Source organism: Streptomyces koelreuteriae (genome assembly GCF_018604545.1).
In the GTDB taxonomy this organism is placed as follows: domain Bacteria; phylum Actinomycetota; class Actinomycetes; order Streptomycetales; family Streptomycetaceae; genus Streptomyces; species Streptomyces koelreuteriae.
This window is the reverse complement of the sequence record NZ_CP075896.1, coordinates 1,450,423-1,476,240: the sequence shown is the minus strand read 5'-3', so window position 1 is coordinate 1,476,240 and position 25,818 is coordinate 1,450,423. Positions and strand designations below refer to the sequence as shown.

17 protein-coding genes are annotated in these 25,818 nt (G+C 72.6%); 9 read left to right on the top strand and 8 right to left on the bottom strand.

What is annotated here, in order from left to right:
* Positions 1-23: 23 nt before the first annotated feature.
* The 6 genes from KJK29_RS06510 to KJK29_RS06485 all read right to left on the bottom strand — a co-directional run bounded on the left by KJK29_RS06510 (position 24) and on the right by KJK29_RS06485 (position 9,031).
* Entirely contained in the window at positions 24-2,891 is a 2,868-nt protein-coding gene (locus KJK29_RS06510; RefSeq protein ID WP_215117748.1) for a glycoside hydrolase family 2 TIM barrel-domain containing protein, read from the bottom strand.
* Positions 2,892-2,903: 12 nt separating this feature from the next.
* Entirely contained in the window at positions 2,904-3,800 is an 897-nt protein-coding gene (locus KJK29_RS06505) for a carbohydrate ABC transporter permease (RefSeq protein WP_370869118.1), read from the bottom strand.
* The gene (locus KJK29_RS06500) at positions 3,797-4,762 is read right to left on the bottom strand and encodes a carbohydrate ABC transporter permease (protein ID WP_215117747.1); all 966 of its coding nucleotides are present in this window, start codon (positions 4,760-4,762) and stop codon (positions 3,797-3,799) included. Before KJK29_RS06500 ends, KJK29_RS06505 begins: the two co-directional genes overlap by 4 nt.
* A 20-nt stretch (positions 4,763-4,782) precedes the next feature.
* Entirely contained in the window at positions 4,783-6,048 is a 1,266-nt protein-coding gene (locus tag KJK29_RS06495; RefSeq protein ID WP_215117746.1) for an ABC transporter substrate-binding protein, read from the bottom strand.
* Positions 6,049-6,269: 221 nt separating this feature from the next.
* On the bottom strand, positions 6,270-7,520 hold the full coding sequence (locus KJK29_RS06490) for an ROK family transcriptional regulator (RefSeq protein WP_215117745.1): 1,251 nt from the start codon (positions 7,518-7,520) through the stop codon (positions 6,270-6,272).
* 254 nt (positions 7,521-7,774) lie between these two features.
* The gene (locus KJK29_RS06485) at positions 7,775-9,031 is read right to left on the bottom strand and encodes a D-arabinono-1,4-lactone oxidase (protein WP_215117744.1); all 1,257 of its coding nucleotides are present in this window, start codon (positions 9,029-9,031) and stop codon (positions 7,775-7,777) included.
* A gap of 173 nt (positions 9,032-9,204) precedes the next feature.
* Between KJK29_RS06485 and KJK29_RS06480 the strand changes: the two genes are divergently transcribed.
* The 4 genes from KJK29_RS06480 (at position 9,205) to rsgA (ending at position 14,799) form a co-directional block, all read left to right on the top strand.
* Complete coding sequence (locus KJK29_RS06480; protein ID WP_215117743.1) at positions 9,205-10,212, top strand: hydroxyacid dehydrogenase; 1,008 nt, start codon at positions 9,205-9,207, stop codon at positions 10,210-10,212.
* A gap of 203 nt (positions 10,213-10,415) precedes the next feature.
* Positions 10,416-11,741: a radical SAM protein gene (locus tag KJK29_RS06475; protein WP_215117742.1), complete on the top strand. Its 1,326-nt coding sequence runs from the start codon at positions 10,416-10,418 to the stop codon at positions 11,739-11,741.
* 233 nt (positions 11,742-11,974) lie between these two features.
* Positions 11,975-13,468: a cellulose-binding domain-containing protein gene (locus KJK29_RS06470; RefSeq protein WP_215117741.1), complete on the top strand. Its 1,494-nt coding sequence runs from the start codon at positions 11,975-11,977 to the stop codon at positions 13,466-13,468.
* A 224-nt stretch (positions 13,469-13,692) separates the two neighbouring features.
* Entirely contained in the window at positions 13,693-14,799 is a 1,107-nt protein-coding gene (rsgA, locus tag KJK29_RS06465; protein WP_215117740.1) for a ribosome small subunit-dependent GTPase A, read from the top strand.
* A gap of 3 nt (positions 14,800-14,802) precedes the next feature.
* Here rsgA and KJK29_RS06460 read toward each other — a convergent pair whose 3' ends face one another.
* The gene (locus KJK29_RS06460) at positions 14,803-17,658 is read right to left on the bottom strand and encodes a BTAD domain-containing putative transcriptional regulator (protein WP_251057727.1); all 2,856 of its coding nucleotides are present in this window, start codon (positions 17,656-17,658) and stop codon (positions 14,803-14,805) included.
* A 91-nt stretch (positions 17,659-17,749) separates the two neighbouring features.
* Between KJK29_RS06460 and KJK29_RS06455 the strand changes: the two genes are divergently transcribed.
* The 4 genes from KJK29_RS06455 to KJK29_RS06440 all read left to right on the top strand — a co-directional run bounded on the left by KJK29_RS06455 (position 17,750) and on the right by KJK29_RS06440 (position 23,193).
* A complete protein-coding gene (locus tag KJK29_RS06455; protein ID WP_215117739.1) occupies positions 17,750-18,019 on the top strand; it encodes a hypothetical protein in 270 nt (89 codons plus the stop codon).
* Positions 18,020-18,054: 35 nt separating this feature from the next.
* The gene (locus KJK29_RS06450; RefSeq protein WP_215117738.1) at positions 18,055-21,216 is read left to right on the top strand and encodes a lantibiotic dehydratase; all 3,162 of its coding nucleotides are present in this window, start codon (positions 18,055-18,057) and stop codon (positions 21,214-21,216) included.
* A gap of 76 nt (positions 21,217-21,292) precedes the next feature.
* Complete coding sequence (locus KJK29_RS06445; protein ID WP_251057726.1) at positions 21,293-22,708, top strand: DNA-3-methyladenine glycosylase 2 family protein; 1,416 nt, start codon at positions 21,293-21,295, stop codon at positions 22,706-22,708.
* Positions 22,708-23,193, top strand: coding sequence for a methylated-DNA--[protein]-cysteine S-methyltransferase (locus tag KJK29_RS06440; RefSeq protein ID WP_215117737.1), 486 nt, complete (start codon positions 22,708-22,710; stop codon positions 23,191-23,193). The genes KJK29_RS06445 and KJK29_RS06440 overlap by 1 nt, the downstream gene beginning before the upstream one ends.
* A 20-nt stretch (positions 23,194-23,213) precedes the next feature.
* On the opposite strand, the gene KJK29_RS06435 is transcribed toward KJK29_RS06440, so the two are convergent.
* Positions 23,214-23,696, bottom strand: coding sequence for a DUF456 domain-containing protein (locus KJK29_RS06435; protein WP_215117736.1), 483 nt, complete (start codon positions 23,694-23,696; stop codon positions 23,214-23,216).
* 848 nt (positions 23,697-24,544) lie between these two features.
* Here KJK29_RS06435 and KJK29_RS06430 point away from each other — a divergent pair.
* On the top strand, positions 24,545-25,780 hold the full coding sequence (locus KJK29_RS06430) for a protein phosphatase 2C domain-containing protein (RefSeq protein ID WP_407700480.1): 1,236 nt from the start codon (positions 24,545-24,547) through the stop codon (positions 25,778-25,780).
* The last annotated feature ends 38 nt before the right edge of the window (positions 25,781-25,818 follow it).

Genomic DNA, 25,818 nt, shown 5'->3' with positions numbered 1-25,818 from the left:
ATGTCGATCAATCGGTCAATCGATTAATCGGTGGTCGAGAACACGAACGAGAATTCCACCGGCTCCGCCTTCAGGAAGTACTGCGGCAGCGGACCCGGGCCGCACGACTGCGAGCCGATGCCGTGCTGCCCGTGGTCGAGGTTGACCCACACCGTGTCGCCGGCCGTCAGGTCGGTGCGGTGCCGGGCCGCCTCCAGCTGCTCGGTCGTCCAGCGCCGCGCGGTGAACCAGAACTCCGGGTCGCCCTCGATCCGCAGTCCGCCCAGCTCCACCCAGCGGACATCGGCACGGGCACCGTTCTCCTGCGGACGGACGTACGGCGTCTGCAGCCCGTCCACCGTCGACTGCCAGCGGCCCACCATCGACGCCGTCCGGGTGTCCGGGTACGCCTCGCCCGGACCGCCGCCGAACCACTCCACGCGGTCGGCCCGATCCAGTCCGAAGCGGACACCGAGCCGGGGCAGCGGCACCGTCCAGTCGCCCGTGGGGGTCACGGACACGGTCAGGCGCAGCCGCTCGCCGTCGGACGTCCAGCGGTACACCGTGTCCAGGCCGACCTCGCGGGCCGCCGGTGCCACCCGGGTGCGGACGGTCAGCGCGTCGTCGCCGGCCTCGACCGAGACCAGGCGGTGCCGCATGCGGTGCAGGCCGAGCGTGCGCCACAGCATCCCGTAGCGGGTGTCGGTCTGCCATTCCGCGCCGTCGTCGTTGTCGGTCGGCGCCCGCCACACGTCCAGCTTCGGTGCCGCGCCGACCGTGACCCCGCCGATCGAGCGCAGGGCGCCGGTGCGGGGGTCGAACTCGGCGGGGCCGAGGGTGATCCGGTCCGTGTCGGCCACGGGCCGGTCGCTCGCCGGGAAGGACGGCAGCGGCCGTGCCCCCACGGCGAACTGGCCCCAGGCCACGACATGGTCCTTCGGACCCCAGACCGTGTCCTCGGCGAGCAGCGCCCGCACCGTCCACTGGCGTTCGCCGCCCCGGCCGTCCGCGGGCGGCTCCGGCAGCTTCACCTCGGCCGACTCGCCCGGCGCGAGCACCGGCACCGCGAGCGGGCCCGACTCGACGGTCTCGCCGTCCACCTGGCAGGACCACTCGAAGGCCAGCTCGGACAGGTCGGCGAAGTCCTGCTGGTTGGTGATCCGCACGGTGCCGTCGGTGCCGTCGCCCTCGATGCGGACCGGCTCGATGACCTTCTTGTACTCGATCAGGCCCGGCGACGGCGTCCGGTCCGGGAAGACCAGCCCGTCGCAGACGAAGTTGCCGTCGTGCAGCTCCTCGCCGAAGTCACCGCCGTAGGCGTAACCCAGCTCGGCGTGCTTCACGCCGTGGTCGATCCACTCCCAGATGAACCCGCCCTGGAGCCGCTCGTGCTTCTCGAACAGCTCCTGGTAGTCGGCGAGCCCGCCCGGGCCGTTGCCCATCGCGTGCCCGTACTCGCACTGGATGAAGGGGAGTTCGCGGCGCTTGCCGGTACCGCCGTCGAGCCGCCGCCCGATCGTGTCGACCTCGTCGTGGAAGGCGTACATCCGCGAGTACACGTCCGTGTCGCGGCAGTTCCAGTCGCCCTCGTAGTGCACGAGGCGCTCGGGGTCGCGGTCGTGGATCCACTCGGCCATCGCGGTGAGCCCGCGGCCGGTGCCGGCCTCGTTGCCCAGCGACCAGAACACCACCGACGGGTGGTTCTTGTCCCGCTCGACCATCCGCTCCGCGCGGTCCAGCAGGGCCGGGGTCCAGCGGTCGTCGTCGACCGGGTTGTCCCGCCAGTCCTGCTCGGTGAAGCCGTGGGTCTCCAGGTCGCACTCGTCGATGACCCACAGACCGTACTCGTCGCACAGGTCCAGGAAGGCCGGGTGCGGCGGGTAGTGCGAGGTGCGCACGGCGTTGAGGTTGTGCCGCTTCATCAGCAGCACGTCCTCACGCATGGTCTCCAGGTCGAGGGCACGGCCCCTCTCCGGGTGCCACTCGTGCCGGTTGACGCCCTTGAAGAGGACGGCCCTGCCGTTGACCTTGATGAGCCCGTCCTCGAGGGCGACGGTCCGGAAACCGATCCGCAGCGGCACCCGCTCGCCCTCGGTGGCCAGCACCCCGTCGTACAGCTTCGGCGTCTCGGCGGTCCACGGCTCGACCGCGACCGTCACCGGCTCACCCGTCGCGACATCGATGTCCAGCCCGGGGACGGTCACCCGTCCCTCGACGTCGGAGTCGACGCGCAGGGTGCCCTCGCCGGTGGTGTGGTCGTACGACGCGTGCACGAAGAAGTCGCCCACGCTGCCCGCCGGGCGGTGCAGCAGCGTCACGTCACGGAAGATGCCCGGCAGCCACCACTGGTCCTGGTCCTCCAGGTACGAGCCCGCCGACCACTGGTGCACCCGCACCGCCAGGACGTTGCCGCCCGGCTTCAGCAGATGCCCCACCGCGAACTCGTGCGCCAGCCGGGAGCCCTTGAACTCGCCGAGCTCCGTGCCGTTCAGCCAGAGACGGGCGCAGGACTCGACGCCGTCGAACCGCAGCACCGCCCCGCCGTCCGACGGCCAGTCGGACGGCAGGTCGAAGACGCGCAGATGGTCACCGGTCGGATTCTCGGTCGGGACGTGCGGCGGGTCCACCGGGAAGGGATAGAGGTGGTTGGTGTAGATCGGGGACCCGAACGCCCCGTCGCCCTGGAGGACCCAGTGCCCGGGGACCGTGACCTCGGCCCAGTCCCGGGCGTCGTAGCCCTCCTCGGCGAACGAGTCGTCCTCGGCGTCGACGGTGGCCGACAGCCGGAAGCGCCAGCTGCCGTTCAGCGACAGGGAAGCGGCGTCCGAGGCCGCGTACCAGGCACGGGCCGGAAGGGCCCCGCTGCCCGGGGAGACGTCCTCGACGTAGTCGACGGTGGTGCGGAAAGACATCGGTCTCCTAGCTCAGCCCTTGATGCCGGTCTGGGCGATCCCCTGCACCAGCCAGCGCTGGAGGAAGAGGAAGACGAACACCAGGGGCAGGATGGAAATGGCCGTGGCCATGAAGATCAGGTGGAAGACGACGGTCTGGTTGGTCATGTAGCTGGAGAGTGCGACCTGGACGGTCCACGAACTCGGGTCCTGGCCGATGACCAGCGGCCACAGGAACGCGTTCCAGCCGTTGATGAAGGTGATGGTCGCCATCGCCGCGAAGAAGTTCAGCGAGTTGGGTACGACGACACGCCAGTACGCACCCCAGTAGCCCAGTCCGTCCATGCGCGCCGCCTCCTCCAGCTCCTTGGGGAATCCCAGGAAGTACTGCCGGAAGAGGAAGCAGGTGAAACCACTGAACAGGCCCGGAATGATGAGGCCTCGGTAGGTGTCCACCCAGCCGAGCGAGGAGACCAGCACGAAGCTCGGTACGAAGGTGACCGCGGTCGGAACCATCAGGGTGCCGAGAACGGCGTAGAACACCTTGTTGGCGTGCTTGTACGGGATGCGGGCCAGACCGTATCCCGCGAGGGAGCACACCAGCAGGACGCCGACGGTGTGCAGGGTGGCCACGACCGCCGAGTTCCACAGGGACTGGGCGAAGGGGACCGTCTCGTCGGTGAAGAGTTCGCTGAGATTGCCCCACTGGATGTCCGTGGGGAAGATCTTCCAGTTCTCTCCGGTGATCTCGGCGTCGGTGGAGAGGGCGTTGCGGACGAGGATGTAGAACGGGACCAGGAAGAGGAGAGCGGCGATGCCCGTGGCGATGTAGAGCCCGGTGGAGCTCATCACGCCGCCACTGCGCCTGACCCGGCTCGGTGCGTCCGGCGTCGGCGCGGATTTCCGCACCTTGGGCATGGTGGTGGTCACTTGGACTCGTCACCCCTTCCAAAGCCCATGATCTTGCCCTGGAGCAGAGTCACGGCACAGATCAGCACGGTCAGGATGAGCGCGCCCGCGCTGCCGGCGCCGTAGTCCTGGCTCTCGCCCAGGGCTTTGTAGTACAGCTCGACGAGGGGCGGTCGGCCCCAGGTGGTCTTCGACAGCAGGTTGAAGAACTCGTCGAAGGCCTGGTAAGCGGCGATGAGCAGCAGCAGGATCACCGCCGTGGACGTCGCGCGCAGTTGGGGCAGGGTGATGTACCGGAAAGTCTGCCAGCCCGGCTTGGCCCCGTCGATGGCTGCGGCCTCGTACAGCTCGTCCGGGATGTTCTGCAGCGCCGCGATGAACAGGATCATGTAGAAGCCGGACTGCAGCCACAGCCGGGCGGTCACGATGACCAGCCAGTACCAGGGCGGGTTGGGGTCGATCAGCCAGGCGATGTTGTCGATGCCGAACCAGCCGAGGACCGTGTTCATCAGGCCGAAGCGGACGCCGCTGAAGATGGACATCTTCCAGATCAGCGAAGCGGCGACATAGCTGACCGCGGTCGGCAGGAAGAAGACCGACCGGAAGAAGGCCCGCATGAAGCGCATCCGGTTCACCAGCAGGGCGAGCCCCAGCGAGAGCGCCCAGGTGGTGGGCACGATGAACGCGGCGAAGGCGGTGAAGGTGCCGAGCGAGCCGACGAAGTCGTCGTTCGTCAGCATGTACACGTAGTTGTCGAAGCCGACGAACTTGTCGGGCGTGACGGTGAAGCGGGCCTCGAAGAAGCTGAGCCACAGGCTCCAGAGGATCGGCGTGTAGACGAAGATCGCCAGACCGATCAGGAACGGCCCGGTGAAAAGCCAGAAGTTGACGGTGGGGCTGCCCCGCAGACCCCGCCGCGGCTTGGCCGAAGAGGCCTTCGCCGAGGCAGGGCTCGCGAGGTCGAGCTTGGTGGTCGTCGACATGTCGTGGTCCGTCCCGCGGCCTATCCGAACAGCTTCTTGAGCTCGCGGTTGACGGCCGCGTCGCACTTGTCGAGGGCGGCCTCCGGGTCCATGTTCTTGCGGACGCTGTTGGCGAAGACGTCCTCGAAGGCGGTGCGCATGGCCTGGGTCCAGCCGATGTTGTCGAAGTGCCCGAACTCGTTGAAGAGCCGCACACCCTCGGCGGCGTTGCCCGACTTGAGCTTGTCGGCCGTCTTGGCGAGCGAGGCGCGCGGCGGGATGTGGAAGCCGTAGGAGGTGGCCCAGTCCTCCTGGTAGTCCTTCTTGTCGATCCACAGCCACTTGACGTATTCCTTGGCCGCGTCGACGTTCTTGCCCTTGGCGTTGACGAACATCGACCAGCCGCCGTTGTAGACCGACGGCTTGCCGGAGTCCGTGACCTTCGGGAAGGGGAAGACACCCCAGTCGTCGCCGAGCGCGTCCTGGATCGCCGGCATCGCCCACATACCGCAGAACTGGATGGCGCAGAGGCCCTGGTTGAACGAAGAGGGGTCCCAGGACTCGGTCGGGGCGCCCAGGAGCAGATCGCCGCTGGTGAACAGCTTGCGCATCTTCTTCAGGCCCTCGACGACGCCGTCCGTGTGATACGCGATCTCGTTCTTCTCGGTGAGGTGCTGGGCGCCGGCCGACCAGATCAACGTGTCGTTGACGCTGTGCAGGTCGTTGCCCATGTACAGGCCCTTGACCTTGCCGGTGGTGAGCTTGGCGGCGGCCTCCATCAGCTCGTCGAGCGTGGTCGGTACCTCGACCTTGGCCTTCTCCAGCATCGACTTGCGGTAGAAGAAGAACTGCGGGTCGTCGATCATCCGGACGCCGTATATCTTCCCGTCGACCGTGTGCGACTTGATGTCGGCCGGGTTGAAGTCGTCCTTGACCGGATCGATGATGTCGGTCAGGTCCGCCACCTGGCCGCTCTTGACCATCTGGATCTGCGGGTGGAACTCGAAGAGGTCGGGCGCGTTCTTGGTGAGCAGGGCCGAGAAGAGCTTGCTCTCGAAGTCGGAGCTGGTGATCCACTGCGTGGTCACGTTGGCGTCCTTGTACGCCTTCGCGTACCGCTTGATGGCCTGCTCGGTGCCCGCCTCACCGTACGCGTGGAACATCTGCACCAGGTTGGTGCCCGACCCGGACCCACCGCCCCGCCCCGTGTTGCTGCCGCACGCGGCGAGTCCGCCCGCGGCGGCCAGGCCCATCGCGGCCCGCAGTACGTTGCGGCGGTCCCAGTTCATGTTGCTCGATGCCGACATGCTGACGTCCTTGTCTCGAGTGCGGCTGCGGCTCTTCGGCTCACTGCCTGATGGCTCACGGGCCCGGGGGCTCGCGCCAGATGGCTCAAAGAGAGGTGCGGTGCGGGACGCTAGAGCTTCGACTAAGGCTTCGGCAAGGGGTTGGACGAAGTCTGTGCGAAGCGTTGTGTCCGGTTCGCGATTTCGAACAAGCGGGTGTGGCGGAGGAGTTGCTTCCGCCGCTACGAGGGTGGTGCGGCCGCGGTACGGCTCCTCACGGGGGCGGCGCGTTTGCCGTTCTTCTGCCCGACGGCCTGGAGCGCGCCCTCCAGCGCGAACGTCGCCGCGCCCAGGCACACCGGGTCGGTGGGGATCGGGGAGAGGACGATCTCGGTGGCGGCCAGCGGCCGCGGCAGCGCGTGCCGGGTCACGGCCTCGCGCACCTCGTGCAGCAGCGGTTCGCCCAGGGTGCGGGCGACCCAGCTGCTCAGCACGACGATCTCGGGGTTGAACAGGTTCACCAGGTCCGCGACACCGGCGCCCAGATAGCGGGCGGTCTCGTGCACGGCCCGGCGTGCCACCGGGTCGTCCGTCGCGATGCCGCGGGCCAGCGCGTCGATGGTCGCCGTCTGGTCGTCCGCGTGCAGCAGCGCGCTGTCGGGGCCGATCTCCCGCAGGTTCAGCATGATCCCGCGCGCGCCGACGTACGTCTCCACACAGCCGTGATTGCCGCAGCGGCACAGCCGCCCGTCCAGCACCATCGTGGTGTGGCCCCACTCGCCGGCGCTGTTGCTCACGCCGCGATGCAGCCCGCCGCCGAGGACGAGCCCGGCGCCCACCCCGGTCCCGAGGTTGACCACCACGGCGGTCCCGGCCCCGCGCGCGGCCCCGAACCACAGCTCGGCGACCGCGCTGGCGCGCAGCGGGTTGTCCAGGTAGAGCGGGTAGGCGATGTGCTCGGTGAGCAGGTCCAGCAGCGGTACGTCGTGCCAGTCCCAGTTGGGCGCGTACTCCGCGATGCCGGTGGCACGGTCCACCTGCCCCGGCACGCTCACCCCGACCCCGAGCACCCGGGCGCCCTCGATTCCGGCCTGGGTGACGACCGAGCCGACGGCGGTGGCCACATGGCCGACCACCTGCTCGGGCAGGCTCTCACTCGCGCGGACGTCCTCCTCGGCGCGGGCCAGCACGTTCAGCCCCAGGTCGAACAGCTCGACATGGACGTAGGTCTCGGCGATGTCGACGCCGATCAGCGCGCCCCCTGAGGCGTTGACCGCCACCAGGCCCCGGGGCCGGCCGCCGGCCGAGTCCTCGAAGCCGACCTCCGTGATCATGCGGAGGTCGAGCAGCTCGCCCACGAGCGTGGCCACCGTGGCGAGGCTGAGGCCGGTCGCGGCCGCCAGCTCCTGCCGGGAGGTCGGTGACTCCGCGATGATCTGGCGCAGCACCTCGTAGCGGTTCGCGGTGCGGATGTCGCGTGATGTGCGCTTCACCGGGGTGCCCCATTCCTTCCCAGACCGGCCCTGGCCGGGGTCGTCGTCGGCACCGGCGCGGCGCAAGGCTATGGGCTGGCGGGACTTTCGACAAGGGGTTTGGAAAGGGGCTTTATAAAGTGCGCTCCTGGTGGGACCGGCAAAGACCGGCCGTGGCTCGTTCATGATGCCTCAGCGCGCGGGCGAGGCGCGCCGAGGGGGGGGCGTGTCAGGAGGCGGTGTGTCAGAAGGCGGCGTGTCAGAAGGCGGGCGGCCTACGCCGTCGCCAGCACCTCCCGCACGAAGGCGTTGGCGAACTTCCCCTCCGGGTCCAGCTCCCGCGTCAGCGCGCGGAAGTCGTCCAGCCGCGGATACAGCCCGCCCAGGACGGACCCGGGCACGGTGAACACCTTGCCCCAGTGCGGCCGCGCCCCGAAGGGCTCCAGCGCCTCTTCGACCCGCCGCACCACCGGCAGCACCGCCCGCGCGTCCTCGACCCAGGTGAAGTGCGCCGCTACGGTGTCCCGGCCGTGGGACGGGCTCAGCCACTGGTCGTCACCGGCGACCGTGCGGACCTCGCAGGTCTGCAGCACCGGGGCGATCGTCTCCCGGATCGCGTCGAGCGCGCGCAGCATCTCCACGGCGTGCCCGCGCGGCAGCATATACTCCGACTGCAACTCAGCCCCGCTGCTCGGGACGAACTCCGCCCGGAAGTGCGGCAGTCGCTCGTGCCAGGGCCCCGGTACACCGAACTGCTCGGTGCAGTTGACCGCGGGCATGCCCGGCACCGGGTGCATCTTCTCGGTGGCGGGAGGCGCCCAGGGGAAGGCCGGCAGGGCCTGGTCGGTGCGCCGCTTCAGCCACACCTGCCTAAAGCCCGGCGCCCGCCAGTCGGTGAACAGGCTGACGCTGTACCCCGTCGCCATCACCGTCTCGAACGTCCCCGAGTCCAGTCCCTCCAGGGGCAGTTCGGTGAACACATGCTGCTCGACCTCGAAGGCCGGCTCCAGATCGAGGGTGAGCGCGGTGACGACACCGAGCGCGCCGAGCGAGGTCACGGCCCCGCCGAACCGCTCCTCGTCGCGTCCTGTCGTCACCGTCGAGCCGTCCGCCGTGACCAGTTCCACCTCGCGTACGACCGTCGAGAGCGGGCCGTTGAGGACGCCCGAGCCATGGGTGCCGGTCGCGACCGATCCGGCCACCGAGATGTGCGGCAGGGACGCCATGTTGTGCAGCGCCAGCCCCTGCCCGTGCAGCCGGCGGGCCAGCTCCGCGTACCGCACACCGCCGCCGACGCGGACGGTACGGGCCACCGTGTCGACGTCCACCTCGGGCGGCAGGTCGGCCAGCGACAGCAGGACACCCTCGGGGCCCGGCTCGGCGATGCCGTTGAACGAGTGCCCGCTGCCCAGCACCCGCACCCGGTCGCTCCCCGCGACCAGCCCGCGCAGCGCGGTGAGCGAGCCCGGCCGGTGCAGCTCCTTGGCCGCGTAGGTGATGTTGCCCGCCCAGTTGGTCACGGTCCCGTTCATCCACGTCGTCCTTCCCCGAGGCAGTGGGGACCGGCATGCCCCCGCCGGAACCTACCTCGGCACGGTGTCCATTGCTCCGGCCGCCCGGCCCGGCCTACCGTGGGGATGTCGTAGAGAGCGTTTTCTACCGCATCGGTTCCGCCGTTGCGCCGTCGCCCCGGAAGGTCACCTCCTTGAGCCAGCGCCCCCAGGCACTGTTCGCCATGGCCGCCGAGAACGTGCCGCTGGTCTTCCTGCCCGAGGTGCTGGCGCGGCTGCGGGAGTCCGTGGACATCGACCCCGACCTCGTGGCGCGGGACTTCACCGACCCGCGGGTGCGCGACGTGCTGGCCCGGACCGAGATCCTGGTCACCGGCTGGGGCTGTCCCCGGATCGACGAGACGGTCCTCGACGCGGCTCCCCGGCTGCGCGCCGTACTGCACTCGGCCGGCTCGGTGAAGTCCTTCGCCACCCCCGGGATCTGGCAGCGGGGCATCGCCGTCTCCTCGGCCGCCGTCGCCAACGCGCTGCCGGTCGCCGAGTACACCCTCGCCATGATCCTGCTCGCCGGGAAGGACGTCCTCGCCGCACGCGACCGGATGCGCACGTCCCGCACCTCCTCCGGCTGGGGCATCGTCCCCGGCATCGGCAACCACGGCCGCCGCGTCGGCGTCATCGGTGCCTCCCGCATCGGCCGCCGCGTCCTCGAACTGCTCCGCCCCTTCGATCTGCGGCCCGCCCTCACCGACCCGTACGTCGACGAGGCGGCGGCCGCCGCGCTGGGCGTCCCCCTGCTGCCGCTGGACGACCTGCTGCGCACCTCCGACATCGTCACCGTCCACGCCCCCGAGACCCCCGAGACCCACCACCTGATCGGCCGCCGCGAGCTGGCCCTGATGCCCGACGGGGCGGTCCTCGTCAACACCGCGCGCGGCGCACTGGTCGACCACGACGCCCTGGTGGCGGAACTGCGCGCCGAGCGCCTCACCGCCATCCTCGACGTCACCGACCCCGAGCCCCTCCCCACCGACTCCCCCCTCTACGACCTCCCCGGCGCCTTCATCACCCCCCACCTCGCGGGCTCCCAGGGCAACGAGCTGGCCCGCCTCGGCCTGACGATCACGGAGGAGACGGAACGGCTGGTGGCAGGAGGGAAGCCGGCCTACGGGGTCGATCTGGCGGCGCTGGAGCGGGAGGCGTGAGGGGCGCCTTCGTGGGCGGCCGGTCCGGACATTGAGTGACATAGGGGATACTTCGCCTGAATCGGATCGGCTGACGAGGCTCGGCCGCCGTGTGCACCGCCGGGTGGGGTAGTGCCCCCGCTCCGAGGGGACCCGGTACCGCTCGCGCGCAGCCATGGGCATACCGTGAGGAGTCGTACGTCCGAGCCGGGAGGAGACACGGGATGAGCAGCGGCAGCCGTACCGCGCTGGTCGAGGATCTGATGGAGCGATTCCCGCATGTCCCGCGGGAGGCCGTCTTCAAGGAGGACCTGCTTCGGGGCGGAGTGGCTTTCGACCCGTCCGCGCTCAGTGACAACGAGGGTGGCGAGGTCAAGCCGAAGTCGTACTTCATCTTCTCGTTCGACCACGGCACCCTGCCCGAGCTGGGCGAGGCCGCGCTGCGCCGGCCGCCCGAGGAGATCATCCTCACCGGCGGCCCGTACGACCTGCGGCGGACCGTCGTCTCGGTCCGGGTGAACCCCGCCTCGCCCTACCGCGTCGCCGCGAACGAGGACGGCGTGCTCGGCCTCTACCTCGACGGCAAGCGGATCTCCGACGTCGGCGTGCCGCCGATGCCCGAGTACTACCGCCACACCCTCGCCAACGGGAAGTCGGTCATGGAGGTGGCCCCGACCATCCAGTGGGGCTACCTGATCTACCTGACCGCCTTCCGTGTCTGCCAGTACTTCGGCGCCAAGGAGGAGTGCCAGTACTGCGACATCAACCACAACTGGCGCCAGCACAAGGCGGCGGGCCGCCCCTACACGGGTGTGAAGGACGTCGACGAAGTCCTCGAGGCGCTCGAGATCATCGACAAGTACGACACCGCGAAGGTGTCCACCGCCTACACGCTCACCGGCGGCGCGATCACGACGAAGGTCCAGGGCCTGGACGAGGCGGACTTCTACGGGCGGTACGCCAAGGCCATCGAGGAGTACTTCCCGGGCCGCTGGATCGGCAAGGTCGTCGCCCAGGCGCTGCCCAAGGACGACGTCCAGCGCTTCAAGGACTACGGGGTGCAGATCTACCACCCCAACTACGAGGTGTGGGACGAGTACCTCTTCAAGATGTACTGCCCGGGCAAGGAGCGCTACGTCGGCCGCGACGAGTGGCACAAGCGCATCCTCGACTCGGCGGACATCTTCGGCGCGCGCAACGTCATCCCCAACTTCGTCGCGGGCGTGGAGATGGCCGAGCCCTTCGGGTTCAAGACCGTCGACGAGGCCATCGACTCCACCACCGAGGGCCTGCGCTTCTTCATGTCGCACGGCATCACGCCCCGCTTCACCACCTGGTGCCCCGAGCCCACGACCCCGCTCGGCAAGGCCAACCCGCAGGGCGCGCCCCTGGAGTACCACATCCGTCTGCTCCAGGCGTACCGCCAGACCATTGAGGACTTCGGTCTCTCCTCGCCCCCCGGCTACGGTCCCCCCGGCGCCGGCAACGCGGTCTTCTCGGTCAGCTCCTTCATGGACAGCCTGCCCGCGGACGAGCCGGTGGAGATCTGACGCCGGACTCCGCTCCCACTGCGCCTCGATGGCGATCCGAAGTGATTCGGGTCGCCATCGAGACGTTTCGGCGTCCCGTGCGTATCTACTTCCGGAGTCGGCTGCGTCAGGATTTGAAAACGCGGCTTGTCAGTTGTGTCGAGAACGTGAAAAACTCCTCCCCTGCCGCGAGGTTCCCCCCAACTCCTTTGCCAACATGGTGAGTTGACCTCGCTTGTGGATGCAGGAGACTCATGCCCGACCTGCCGACCCCTCAGGACGCCTCCGAGGCCGCGCTGTTCTCCGAGTGCTGGGACGCGGTCCTCGCCTACGCCGACCTGTGCACGTCCGGATCCACGGCCGCCGCACAGCTGGGCCGCGAGGCGTTCGCACACGGCATCCGTGAGGCACGCGCCGCCGATGCCGGACCGGCCCGCACCTCCGGCCGCCGCCCCGTCCGGCTGCCCCGCATACCCCTGCTGCTGACCGCCGTACGCACCACGGCCGCGGACTGGGAGGACGCGGGACAGGGCCACAAACTCGACCCCGACCTGCGGCTCTGGCTCAACTCGGACAAGGCTGCCCGCTACACCGGACCGCCGCTGCAGCGCCCGCTCGCCCTGCGCGGACTGCGCGACCTCCAGCAGGCGGACGCCGAACTGCTGTGGCTGGCCGAGGTGGAGGCGCTGCCGCTGTCCCTGGTCGCCCGTCGCCTGGGCCTCGACCCGGCCACCGCCGACGACGAACTCCAGCAGGTGCGGACCCTGTTCCGGGACCGCTGCCACCGCAACCACCTCGACACACCGATGGACGCCCGGTGCCGCAGCTACGCCCGGCTGCTGGACGCCGTCACCCGGGCCCCCGCGGCCGACGCCCCGGGCGACCTCTCCCGGCACCTCGCCACCTGCGTGCAGTGCGCCGAGGCCGCCGCCTGTCTGCGCCTGCACGGCGGAGGACTGCCCGGGGCGCTGGCCGGCGGGGTGATCGGCTGGGGCGGGCTCGCCTATCTGGAGCGCCGCCGCCGCGCCGCCGAGGTGCGGCTCGGCGCCGGCCGTCCCGGCCGGGCGGAACTGCCGCCCGGGGAATCGGAGGAGGGCGCGCAGAAGGCGCGCGTCGCCCGCAACGGCCTCCTCGTCGCCGCCGTCCTGGTCTCCGTCCTGGCCCTCGGCGTCTCGATGATGCCCTTCGGCGGAGGCGACGACGACCTCGGGGCACGCGGCGACATCGGCCGTCAGCCGGTGGCCGACCCCGACCTGTCCGTGCCGTCGGTTCCCTCCCTGCCGCCCGCGACCTCGAAGCCGGCCGGCAAGGCCACCGAGAACACGGGGAAGTCGCAGAAGCCCGGCAAGCCGGAGAGCGGCGACAGCCGGACCGAACCGCAGGGCACCTCCTCGCCCACCGAACGCCCGGAAGAGCGCGAGAGCGAGGACCCCACCTGCCGGGTCGAGTACGACCTGGTCAACCAGTGGCCCGACGGCTTCCAGGCCACCGTCACCGTCACCACCAACGAGCCCCTCGACTCCTGGCGCGTCTCCTGGTCCTTCCGGGACGGCCAGCAGGTCGGCCAGATGTGGGACGCCTCCGTCTCCCAGGACGGCTCCCGCGTCACCGCCACCGCCGCCGACTACAACAAGTCGGTCCGGGCGGGCGACGACCTGGCCTTCGGCTTCCTCGCCTCCTGGCGCGGCAAGAACTCCCCGCCGTACGACTTCGAGCTCAATGGCGAGGACTGCGCGAAAACCGGTTGACGCGACTCCGCCGTGACGGGATACCGTGACGGCGGTTCCACGAGAGGCCGAACAGGGCCGACAGAGCAGACGAGAACCGAAGAGTTCGAGGACGAGGAGGTGTTGACCGATGGCTGTCACTGCGACGAGCGCTGCCCGCATCCAGTTCATCAAGTCCACCTCCATGGCCACCGGCTGATCCGACCGACCGTCGGGCCGGGGGCCGACCTTGGAAAGGGTCACCCTTGACCTCCAGCTCCGCTTCCTCCGTTTCCTCCGCGCTCGCTCCCTACGGCTGGGACGACGCATGGGCGGCCGAGTTCGCCCCCTACGACACCGAAGGCCTGCTGCCCGGACGCGTGATCCGGGTCGACCGAGGCCAGTGCGATGTCGTCACCGCCGACGGCATCCTGCGGGCCGACACCGCGTTCGTCACGCCGCACGACCCGCTGCGGGTCGTGTGCACCGGCGACTGGGTCGCCGTCGAACCGGGCGGGAACCCGCGCTACGTCCGCGCGTATCTGCCGCGCCGCACCGCGTTCGTCCGCTCCACCTCCTCCAAGCGGTCCGAGGGGCAGATCCTCGCGGCCAACGTCGACCACGCCATCGTCGCCGTGTCCCTCGCGGTCGAGCTCGACCTGGGCCGGGTCGAACGCTTCCTCGCGCTCGCCTGGGAGTCCGGGGCGCAGCCCGTCGTCGTCCTCTCCAAGGCCGACCTCGTGCCGGACGCCGTCACCCTCTCCCATCTCGTGCAGGACGTGGAGACCAGCGCGCCCGGCGTGCCGGTGGTGCCCGTCAGCTCGGTCGACGGAGACGGGCTCGACGTCCTCGCGGCGATCGTCGCCGGTGGTACGTCCGTGCTGCTCGGGCAGTCCGGCGCGGGCAAGTCGACCCTCGCCAACGCGCTGCTCGGCGAGGACGTCATGACCGTCCAGGCCACCCGGGACGTCGACGGCAAGGGCCGGCACACCACGACCACCCGCAACCTGCTCGCCCTGCCCGGCGGCGGGGTCCTCATCGACACCCCCGGGCTGCGGGGCGTCGGACTCTGGGACGCCGAGACCGGCGTCGGGCAGGTGTTCTCCGAGATCGAGGAACTGGCCGAGCGGTGCCGCTTCCACGACTGCGCCCACGAGGCCGAGCCGGGCTGCGCGGTGCTGGCCGCCATCGAGACCGGTGAGCTGCCGGAGCGGCGGCTCGACAGCTACCGCAAGCTCCTGCGGGAGAACCAGCGCATCGTCGCCAAGACCGACGCCCGGCTCCGGGCCGAGATCCGCAAGGACTGGAAGCGGAAGGGGGCGATCGGACGGGCCGCGATGGAGGCCAAGCGCGGAGCGCACTGGCGCTCGTGAGTTCTACTCCCTCCGGTGCCGCGTCCCCTGGGTGAGTTCCAGAGCCAGGGCCACCCGGTCGGCCGCCGTGAGGCCTGCGTCGTGCGCCATGACGTAGGCCTCGTCGCCGAGTTCCTCCCGGACGCGCAGCTCCGTGGACAGGTGCGCGGTGTGGAACGGCAGCAGGCCGGTCAGGTCCACCCCCATGTCCCGGCGCAGCCCTTCGGCGGCACCGAGCAGCGTGGCCGCCGGGCCGGGCCGGGCGACGGCGGCCGTCGCCCACGCCAGGCTCTCCACTCCCCACAACGGGCCCCAGTTGTCGCCGACCGCCCGCTGCCTGGCCAGGGCGTCCCGCAGCCGGGGCAGCGCCCGGGCCGGATCGCCGTACCGCAGCTCGGTGACCCCCGCGCACCAGGTCGCCCAGCTCCCGGCCCATTCGGCGCCGGACGCCTCGGCCTCGGCGACATACACCGAGCGGGTGGCCAGAGCGGTGTCGCGGGGGCCCAGGAAGGCGGCGGCCATGGCCCACATCATGGTGGCCATGTGCGCGTCCCCCGGCAGTCCCGCGGCCCGGAACGCCTCACGGGCCCGGGCGAGCCGGTCGACCGCCGCGCTGTCGCCGTCGACGAGCAGCGCGTGGGCGCCCTCGACGAACCGGACCGCGGGGTGGGCCTCCGGGGTGGCCCCGGCCGGCCGGCACGCGTCCAGGAAGGCCCGGACGGAGGACCGGTCGCCCTGGCAGAGGGCGATCCACACCGTCATCGCCCGGGCGGCGATGTCCTGCTCCGGGCGGAGGGCGGCGTCCGGGCGGGCCAGCAGCCGCTCCAGCCAGTGCCGGCCCTCCCCGAGGGTGCTGCTGAAGAACCAGCACCGGGTGCGGCCCAGGTCGACCGCGATGTCCAGGCCCGTGCCGGTCAGGTCCGGGGCGGTCGCGCACAGGTCGAGCGCCGAGCGGATGTTGGGCAGGTCGAGACGGAGCCGGGTGAGCCAGTCCACCTCCCGCGGCCCGCACCACCCGGCGGCGGCCCGGGCGGCCAGCTCCCGGTAGTGGCGTACGTGGCGCAGCCGGACCGCCGGCACCTCACCGCGTTCGTCGAGCCGGTCCCGGCCGTACTGGCGGATCGTCTCCAGCAGCCGGTATCTGACCCGCGGCCCGGCATGACCGGCGTACACGATCGACTTGTCGACCAGCGCCGCCAGCAGATCCCGGATGTCCCCCGGGGCGAGTGCCCCGCCGCTGCCGACCGCCTCGGCGGCGTCGAGGTCGAAGCCGCCGGTGAAGACGGAGAGCCGGCTCCACAGCAGCCGCTCGGCCTCGGTGCACAGCTCGTGGCTCCAGTCGATGACCTGGCGCAGGGTGCGCCGCCGGTGGTCCGGGCCGCCGCCCCGGGGCGCGGCCAGCAGCCGGAAGCGGTCCTCGAGCCGGTCCAGGATCTCCCCGGCGGCCAGGGTGTTCAGTCGTACGGCGGCCAGCTCGACGGCGAGCGGGATGCCGTCCAGACGGTGGCACAGCTCGGCCACGTCGGCGCGGTTCGCCTCGGTGACGCGGAAGCCGGGCGCCGAGGCCGCGGCCCGGTCGGCGAGCAGCCGCAGCGCCTCGCAGCCGGTGTCGTCGGCCCGCTCGGGCAGGGCGAGGCCGGGGACCACGACGACGTGCTCTCCCGGGACCGTCAGCCGCTCCCGGCTGGTGGCCAGCACGGTCAGCTGCGGCGCCCACCGCAGCAGCCGCAGCACCAGGGCGGCGACCGGCTCCACGAGGTGCTCGCAGTTGTCCAGGACCAACAGCAGCCGCCGGTCGCGCAGATGCTCGGTCACCGCGTCGGCCACGGGCCGGCTGGAGTGGTTGCGCAGACCGAGCGACTCCGCCACCGCCCGGTCCAGCAGGCCCGGATCGGTCAGCGCCGCCAGGTCCGCGAGCCACACTCCGTCCGGGAAGGCGTCGGCCGACCGGGTCGCGGCGCGCAGCGCCAGCCGGGTCTTGCCGACACCCCCGACACCGGTCAGGGTCACCATCCGGGTCCGCGTCAACAGCTCGGCGACATGGTCGAGTTCCCTCACGCGGCCGACGAACGACGTGGTCTCGGCGGGCAGCCGGCCCGCGGTCCGCTCCCGGCCGGTGAAGGCCGCCGGAGCGTCGTCACCGGCCAGCACCCGGCGGTGCGCGTCACGCAGCCCGGCCCCGGGATCGACGCCCAGTTCCCGCGCGAGCGTGGCCGCCGCCTCCCGGTAGCAGTCGAGGGCCTCGCCCTGCCGTCCGCTGCGGTGGAGGGCCAGCATCCGCTGCTCGTGAAAGCGTTCACGCAGGGGGTGGGCGCCGGTGAGGGCGCGCAGTTCGGACAGCACCCGTGCGTGCCGCCCCAGCGCCAGATCGGCGTCGATCCGCAGTTCCAGGGCGTCGAGCAGCGCCTCGCCCAGGGCCGGCAGCACCTCCCGCAGCGACTCGGCCGGCAGATCGGGCAGCGGGTCGCCCCGCCAGAGCCGGACGGCCTCGTGCAGGGGCCCGGCCGCCTCGGCCGGCCGCCCCGCCTCCAGTGCCGTACGGCCACGCCGGACCAGCGCCGTGAAGCGGTGCAGGTCGACGTCCTGCGGGGTGACGTCGAGCAGATAGCCCGACGGGCGGGTCAGGAGCAGGTCGCGGCCGAGGGCGCGGCGCAGCCGCAGTACGTAGTTCTGCAACGCGTTGGGGACGCGGGCGGGCTGGCGATCGCCCCACACCCGGCGGGCGAGGCACTCCACGGGCACGGTCCGCCCGGCGTCGACCAGCAGCGCGGCCAGCAGGGCCCGCAGCCGCGCCGCACCGAGCGGCACGGGCACACCGTCCCGCCGAATCTCCAGCGGCCCCAGCACCATGAACTCGTAGCGCGCACCCATCGCGTTCATGATGCTACACAGGGTGACTTTCGCGGGGCCGGGTCGGTGAGAGCCGGGCGTGACCGGGCCGAGAGCGGACCGGGGGACGGTGGACGAGTCGATGAGAACCGACAGTCCGACGATCCGAGAGGAGAACCCCGTGTACGACGATCCGTTCGACCTCGACACGCGGCAGACCGGGGCGGGGGAGGGGGAGGCTGTCGCGCTGACGAGCGGCGGCACCCTGAACCCGTGGTCGGGAGCCGTTGGGCTGACCACCAGCGGCACCATCCACCCGTGGTCCGGTGCCGTCGGGCAGCGGACCAGCCACACCATGCACCCGTGGTCCGGCGCCGCCCGGCACGACACGCCGCCGTCCCCGACGCCGTGACCCGGAACGGCCCTTCGGAACCGGGTCGGACGCGGATGCCGTCCGACCCGGTCTTCGTCCCTCTCGGTACGGCCCTGCTGCGCGCCCCGCTGCTCCCCGTCGACACGCTGCGGACGCCGGGCACACCGGATCCGTCCGACGCGACGGACGAGGCCAAGGCGCTGCGCGCCGCCGTCACGGAACTGACCGACGATCCGCTGCTGTACGAGGCCCTGGCCCTGTCCAGCCCGTCCCTCGGGCGGCGGCTGGAGTCCCTGCGGGCGGGCGGCGACGTGTCCCTGTCCGCGCTGCGCCGCACCTGGCGGGCGGTGCTGCGCTACCGCGCGCGGATGGCCGGCCGGCCCACCCCGTTCGGGCTGCTGGCGGGCGTCGCACCGGCCCGGTTCGGCGAGAGCGCCCGGGTACGGCTCGGGGCGGCGCACGGCAAGTCGGCCCGCCCCGACGCCGAGTGGCTGGACTGTCTGACGCGGCGCTGGGAGCGCGACCCGGCGATCCTGGCCGGACTGCGCCTGTCGGCCAACGGTCTGTGCGTGCGGCGCGGCGACCGTCTGGTACTGCCGTACGCGCCTGCCGCGCCGGAGGCCGGGCCCGGGCCCGCGGAGGCGGCGGAGCCGCGTGAGGTGTCGGTGCGCCGGACGGAGGCCGTGGCGGCGGCCTGCGCGTACGCCCGCCGGCCGGTGACCCATGCCGCTCTCACCGAACATCTCCGTGCTCGGCTGCCCGCAGCACCCACCGGTGCGATCGAGAAGCTGGTCACGGAACTCGTCACTCTCGGCTTCCTGTTGACGGACCTGTCGCCGCCGCCCGGAGCGCTGGATCCGCTGGCGCAGGTGACCGACCGCCTGGCGCATGTTCCGGCCGCGACGGGCGAGGCACGGCGGCTCACGGGGGTGGCCGCCGCACTCGCCGACTATGCCGAACGCCGGCCCGGCGAGGGCCTGCTCGCGCTGCGCGCGGCCGAGGACCGCATGGACGCCCTGGCCCAGCGCCCGTACCGCCTCGCCGTGGACACCGCGCTCGACGCGGACATCACCCTTCCGGACGCGGTCGCCGAGGAGGCACAGCGCGCGGCGGACCTGCTCTGGCGCCTCGGCCCGCCCGTCACCGAAACGACGCGTCCGCTCGCCTCCTACCATCGCGACTTCCTCGAACGGTACGGCCTCGCACGGGCGGTACCCGTGGCCGAACTCCTCGATCCGGTCGCCGGACTCGGACCTCCGCTGCCCGCCGCGACGACCCGCGCGGGAGCCCGGGACGATGCCCTGACGGCCCTGGCCCAGGAGGCCACCGCGTCCGGGGCGCGCGAGATCGTCCTCACCGACCGGGACCTGGACGCCCTCGGCGACGACTCCGGTGTCCCTCCGCCCTCGACCGAGCTGGTCTTCCAGCTCCTGGCATCATCCGAACAGGCGCTCACCGCCGGGCGGTTCACCCTTGTCGTGTCCCCCCAGCTCACCGGCAGCTGGCCCGCCGGCTCCCTCGCGGCACGCTTCGCCCATCTGCTGCCCGAGACGGGCCGGCAGCTCGCCGAGACGGCGCCCGTGGCGCTCGCCGGTACCGCGTCACCGAACGCCCCCGTCCTCCCGGTCCAGTTGGTCTTCCGCCCGGCCCTGTCCCGGGCCGGCAACGTCGTCCGTACGCCCCGCTGGGTCGAACACACCGTGGCGCCCGGCACGTTCGGAGAGGGAACGGACCCGGGGCACCTCGCACTCGACGACCTGGCGGTGGTCGGCGCACTGGACCGATTGCGGCTGGTGTCGCTCCGGCACGACGGGCGGGAGGTCGCCGCGGGCACCTTCCACATGCTCGACACCAGGCTGCTGGCGCCCGCGCACGTACGTCTGCTGCATCTGCTCAGCGTCGACCACGTCCGGCCGTTGCTCGGCTGGGACTGGGGGACGGCGCGGGACTGGCCCTGGCTGCCCGCCGTACGGCACGGCCGGACCGTGCTGTGCCGGTCCCGGCGGCTGGTCCGGGACCCCGACGTCCTCGACCACCGCACCGGGTTCGCCGCCTGGTCGCAGGCGCTCGGGGAGTGGCGGCGCCGGCTGCGGGTGCCCGAGGTGGTCGAGGCCGGCAGCGGTGACCGTCTGCTGCCCCTGAACCTGTCCCGCCCGGCGGACGCCCGGCTGCTGCGCGAGGAACTGCGGCGCGACCCCGGCACCCCGCTGCACGAGCGGCCCGACCTGACCGGGGACGGCACGGGCTGGCTCACCGGACCGCACGGCACGCACACCGCCGAGATCTCCGTACCGTTGCTGCGCCGCAGCCCCTCCGCCCCGGCCGCCCCCGCTGCCACCCGGCGTCCGCTCGTCCGCCACGGCGACGACCCCGCGGTCGGCCTGCCGGGAGGCTCCTGGCTGTACGCCAAGCTGTACTGCCCCGGCCCGCTCCAGGACGCGGTGCTCGCCCGCCATCTGCCGGAGCTGCTGGACGCCCTGCCGCCCGGGGCGGACCGCTGGTTCTTCGTCCGGTACGCCGACCCGGACCCCCATCTGAGGCTGCGTCTGCACGGTGATCCCCGGACGCTGTACGGGGAGGTGCTCCCCGCGCTCCACGACCTGGCGGCGGATCTGCGGCGGCAGCGGCTCGTCGGCCGGCTGGTCCTGGACACCTACGACCCCGAGACGGAGCGCTACGGAGGCACGGCCCGGACCATGGAGGCGGCGGAACGGGTGTTCCACGCCGACAGCGCGGCGGCCCTGGCACAGCTCCGGCTGCTCGACCACGCCCGGCCACCGGCCGCTCCCCTGTCCCTCACGGCGGCTGGGCGGGCCCAGCTCGCCTGGCACCTCGTCCCGGGCACCCCGGCCGAACGCGCCCGGCGCCTGCTCGCGATCGCGCCCCGCGACGAACACCACCGCTCCTTCCGCGACCACCGTGCCGAGGCGCTGCGGCTCGTCGACCCGTTCGGCGACTTCGCGGCCCTGCGCGAGCAGGCCTGGGCGGCGCCGCTGCTGGCCGCCTGGCAGACCCGGGCGGCCGCCGCCGACAGCCTGCGCCGGTGCCTGGCCGAGATGCCTGCCGACGCCGACGCGGAACCCGACACCGACGCGGTCCTGGCCTCCTTGCTCCACATGCACCACAACCGGCTGACCGCCGACCCCACGCCCCGGTCCGAGGGCCGGGTGGCCGCCGTCGCCCGCGGTGCCGTGGAGGCCCACCTCGCCCGCCGCGAGGCGCGGGCCGCTCCCTGAGGCGGCGGCCCGGTACCCGAAGCGCCATGTCCGATTTCCGCCAGCGGCAGGCCGGGCGACGGCGGAGACTGGACGGGTGAGAGACCAGCTGACCGACGAAGACACCAGGTACGAGGCCGTACGCAGCCGCGACGCCCGCTTCGACGGCGTGTTCTTCTTCGCCGTCGCGACGACCGGCATCTACTGCCGGCCGAGCTGCCCCGCGGTCACCCCGAAGCGGACCAACGTACGGTTCTTCGCCACGGCCGCCGCCGCGCAGGGCTCGGGCTTCCGCGCCTGCCGGCGCTGCCGCCCGGACGCCGTGCCCGGCTCCGCCGAGTGGAACGTCCGCGCGGACGTCGTCGGCCGGGCCATGCGGCTGATCACCGACGGCGTGGTCGACCGGGAGGGCGTCGCCGGACTCGCCACCCGGCTCGGCTACAGCGCACGGCAGGTGCAGCGGCAGCTCACCGCCGAACTCGGCGCCGGGCCGGTCGCCCTCGCCCGCGCCCAGCGGGCCCACACCGCGCGCGTGCTGCTCCAGACCACCGGGCTGCCGGTCACCGAGATCGGCTTCGCGTCGGGTTTCGCCAGCGTCAGGCAGTTCAACGACACCATCCGGGCCGTCTACGCCTCGACACCGAGCGAGCTGCGCGCCGCCGCCGTCCCGAAGGGCGACCGGAACCGCCGCAGGGCCACCCCGAGCGCCGGCATCCCGCTACGGCTCGCCCACCGCGGCCCCTACCAGGCGAGACCCGTCTTCGACCTGCTGGAACGCGAGGCCGTGCCCGGCGTCGAGGAGGTGAGCGGCCCGCCCGGCACCCGCGTCTACCGGCGCACCCTGCGCCTGCCCTACGGCACCGGCATCGTCGCCGTCGACGAGCGCCCCGGCACCGCCCGCACCGGGCTCGGCGCCCACCCCGGCGGCTGGCTCGACGCCCGGCTGCACCTCACCGACCCCCGCGACCTGACCACCGCCGTACAGCGGCTGCGGCGGCTGTTCGACCTCGACGCCGATCCCTACGCCGTCGACGAGCGCCTCGCCGCCGACCCGCGGCTCGCGCCCCTGGTCGCCGCCCGGCCCGGACTGCGCTCGCCGGGCACCGCCGACCCGGAGGAACTCGCGGTGCGCGCGCTGACCGGCCGGACGGAGGCGCAGCGGCTCGTAGGGCGGTACGGCAAGGCGCTCGACGCCCCCTGCGGCAGCCTCACCCATCTCTTCCCCGAGCCGGCCGTCCTCGCCGCGGCCGAGCCCGGCGGCACCCTCGGCGCCCTCACCACCGCCCTCGCCGACCACGCCGTACGCCTCGACCCGGGCGCCGACCGCGACGAAGCGCAGGACGCCCTGCGTGCCGTGCCCGGCCTGGACGCCCGTACCATCGCCGAGATCCGCACCCGCGCCCTCGGTGACCCGGACGTGGCCCCGCCCGGCCTCGACGTCCCCGACAGCTGGCGACCCTGGCGCTCGTACGCCTTGAACCACCTGCGCGCAGCAGGGGAGTGGGAGTTGTGATGACGACGACGTACTGGACGACCGCGGACGGCCCCCTCGGGCCGCTGCTGCTCACCGCCGCCCCGACCGGCGAGCTGACCTCGCTGTCCGTGCCCGGGCAGAAGGGCGGACGCGTGGTGCTGGATGGCTGGCGGCAGGACCCGGGCCCCTTCCGGGAGGCCGAGGAACAGCTCGCGGCCTACTTCGCCGGGGACCTGAAGGAGTTCCGGCTGCCGTGGCGCACCGAGGGCACGGCCTTCCGGGAGAAGGTCTGGGCCGCGCTGGACGACATCCCCTACGGCTCGACCGCGACCTACGGCGAGATCGCCGCGCGGATCGGAGCGCCCAGGGCGGCCGTACGGGCCGTCGGCGGGGCGATCGCCGCCAATCCGCTGCTGGTGGTCCGGCCCTGCCACCGGGTGATCGGCGCCGACGGCGCACTGACCGGGTACGCGGGCGGCCTGGACCGCAAGGTACGGCTGCTCACGCACGAGGGTGTGCTCTAGCCCGCCTCGGCGTGGCGGTGTCAGCCCCAGAGGACCGCGCCGAGCCAGGCCGCCGCGATGAGCTGGCAGGTGAACAGCTCCGTCAGGATGCTGGAGCCGCCCGAGCGCATCACCTGACGCACGGCGGCGACCGCGTCGCCGTGGCGGCCCAGGCGGCGGCGTTCGTAGAGATAGATACCGGCCAGATATCCGGGGATCGCGCCGAGTACGGGGAGCAGGACGAAGCCGAGGGTGGATCCGGCTCCGGCCCAGGCCAGCATGCGGCGGTTGGCGCCGCTCGCCCGGAGCTGCCGGGGCGGCAGGGCCCAGCGCACGCCCTGGGACACGAACATCAAGGCCGTGGCACCCACCAGGGTCCACCACGCGACGGGCTGGGGATCCTTCAGCGCCCACCACATGACCGCGGCCCACACCAGCAACGACCCGGGCACCGCGGGCAGCAGCACTCCGCACAGACCGAGCAGGATGACCAGCCCGACCAGCAGGAGGTCCCACACTCCCATCTGACCAGCGTGCCGGAATCCGTGAGAAGGCGCAGGTCAGGAGCGTGGCCGAGGTCAGGACCCGCAGGTCAGCCGCCCGGGGCCGCCGTCCGCCCTTATCGCATGGCCGTTCTAGAGGTCACTCGAGCCGTCGTTTCCCGGTGCCGGGACGGGCCGGTTTTTCCGGAAGCCCCGTTTTCATCCCGGCCGTGCGGTGGACAATCAGGGGCATGAGCCAGCAGGGGGGAAGGCCCACCGGTCAGGACGACGACTGGTGGAGGCAGTTGTACGACGACTCCACCGACGACACGGGCCCCACACCCGCCCCGGATTCCCTCGACGACCGCTTCGCCTCGGCGGCGGGGGCGGTAGGGAGCCCGGCGGACGAACGCCCCGCCTCCGATCCGGTGGTCCCGGCGCCCCGGGCAGCCGCCGACGAGCCCCGCGCCCCCTGGGAACCACCGACGTCCCGGCCCCCACGCCCGTCGACCTTCCCGACCGCCACGAAGCCGCCGGGCGGCACAGGGCAGACACCGGATCGGCCCCCGCCCCCATCACCCCCGCCCCCTCCACCCCTGCCCACCACCCCACCCTCCTGGCCCAGCCCGGAATTCCGCCCGGCCGAGCCGACCTTCCCCGCTGCCGAGCCCGGTGGGGTCGGGTCTCCGGGGGCTGGCTCCGGTGGGGCCGGGGCTCCGGGTAGCGGCTCTGGTGGGACCTCGACTCCGGTGGCCGAGTCCGGCCGCACCGGGGCCCCCGCCACCGGGCCCGGCAGGGCCGGTTTCCCGGCCACCGAGCCCGACGGGACAGCCTTCCCCGCCCCCGTCGACCCACCGCCGGCGCCACCCCGCTCCGCCGAAGGTCCGCCGGTGCCACCCAGCCCGGCCGATGCACCGCCCGCGCCTTCCCGCTCCGCCGAAGGTCCGCCGGCGCCTCCCCGCCCGGCCGATGCACCGTCCGCCCCACCCCGCCCCGCCGAACGTCCGCCGCTGCCACCCAGCCCGGCCGATGCCCCGTCCGCGCCACCCCGCCCCGCCGACCCGGCGTTCGCACCGCCTCTCCCGGTCACCCCACCACCCCCGCCGCAGACCCTCTCCGACCAGCCCGCCCCCCGGATCGAGCGCCCCGAGCCCTCCCCCCTGCCCCTCGGGTACGTCGGGTCCCGGCCGCCCACCTACGACGCCGAGCCCATCGCGCTACCGGCGGCCGACCCCGATGATCTCGACGACCTGGTCGCGGACACCGTGCTCGACGGGGCCCGGTACGGGGCGTGTACGTTGCGGGCCGTGTCCGTGCGGGGGGACTCCGCGCGGTACCGGGGGGAGCCGCGGCGTGACTCGCTGCTGACCGCGCGCTTCGGCACGGGCGAGCACGCGCTGCTGCTGGTGGCGATGGCGACCGGGGCCCGTGCCACGCAGGGCGCGCACCGGGCCGCCGCCGAGGCCTGTCACTGGATCGGGCGGGCCGTCGGGCGCAGTCATGCCCGGCTCGTGGCGGACATAAGGGACGGTCGCCGGGGCGACCTCAAGTCCGGGCTGCACCGTCTCACCGACCGCAGTCTCGGCAAGCTCCGCGCCAGCGCCGCCGAACAGGGCGTCGACCCGCAGGAGTACGCGGCCGGCCTGCGCTGTCTGCTGCTGTCGGCCGACCCGGAGTGCCGTACGCGCGTCTTCTTCGGCGTAGGACCCGGCGGGCTGTTCCGGCTGCGGGACGGCGAGTGGCAGGACATCGAACCGCAGGTCGCCGAGATCAAGGGCGAGCCCGTGATGGGATTCGGGTCGCCGCCCTCCGAGACGCCCGAGGGCGACCGGTTCACCATGGACCTGGGCATCCCGACCCCGCCCAGCCCCTACGAACCGGCCCCGGAACCACCCCGCGAACCCTTCCGCTTCCGTACCTCCGTCGCCCGCCCGGGTGACACGCTCCTGCTGTGCAGCGGCGGCCTCGCCGACCCGCTGCGCGGCGAACCCGAGCTGGGCGACTACCTCGCCGAGCGGTGGTCCCGCCCCGACCCGCCCGGCCTCGCCGCGTTCCTCGCGGACTCCCAGGTGCGGGTCAAGGGCTACGCGGACGACCGTACGGCCGCCGCCGTGTGGGAGGCGTGAGCGCGCACCCTGTGACTTGATGGAACCCGGAGGGATCC

Excerpts from the sequence above, each read along its gene's own strand:
- KJK29_RS06495 (WP_215117746.1), bottom strand. The coding sequence starts at position 6,048 with ATGTCGGCATCGAGCAACATGAACTGGGACCGCCGCAACGTACTGCGG.
- KJK29_RS06470 (WP_215117741.1), top strand. The coding sequence starts at position 11,975 with ATGCCCGACCTGCCGACCCCTCAGGACGCCTCCGAGGCCGCGCTGTTC.
- KJK29_RS06455 (WP_215117739.1), top strand. The coding sequence starts at position 17,750 with ATGAGAACCGACAGTCCGACGATCCGAGAGGAGAACCCCGTGTACGAC.
- KJK29_RS06485 (WP_215117744.1), bottom strand. The coding sequence starts at position 9,031 with ATGAACGGGACCGTGACCAACTGGGCGGGCAACATCACCTACGCGGCC.
- KJK29_RS06460 (WP_251057727.1), bottom strand. The coding sequence starts at position 17,658 with ATGAACGCGATGGGTGCGCGCTACGAGTTCATGGTGCTGGGGCCGCTG.
- KJK29_RS06450 (WP_215117738.1), top strand. The coding sequence starts at position 18,055 with ATGCCGTCCGACCCGGTCTTCGTCCCTCTCGGTACGGCCCTGCTGCGC.
- KJK29_RS06440 (WP_215117737.1), top strand. The coding sequence starts at position 22,708 with ATGACGACGACGTACTGGACGACCGCGGACGGCCCCCTCGGGCCGCTG.
- KJK29_RS06475 (WP_215117742.1), top strand. The coding sequence starts at position 10,416 with ATGAGCAGCGGCAGCCGTACCGCGCTGGTCGAGGATCTGATGGAGCGA.
- KJK29_RS06435 (WP_215117736.1), bottom strand. The coding sequence starts at position 23,696 with ATGGGAGTGTGGGACCTCCTGCTGGTCGGGCTGGTCATCCTGCTCGGT.
- KJK29_RS06500 (WP_215117747.1), bottom strand. The coding sequence starts at position 4,762 with ATGTCGACGACCACCAAGCTCGACCTCGCGAGCCCTGCCTCGGCGAAG.
- KJK29_RS06510 (WP_215117748.1), bottom strand. The coding sequence starts at position 2,891 with ATGTCTTTCCGCACCACCGTCGACTACGTCGAGGACGTCTCCCCGGGC.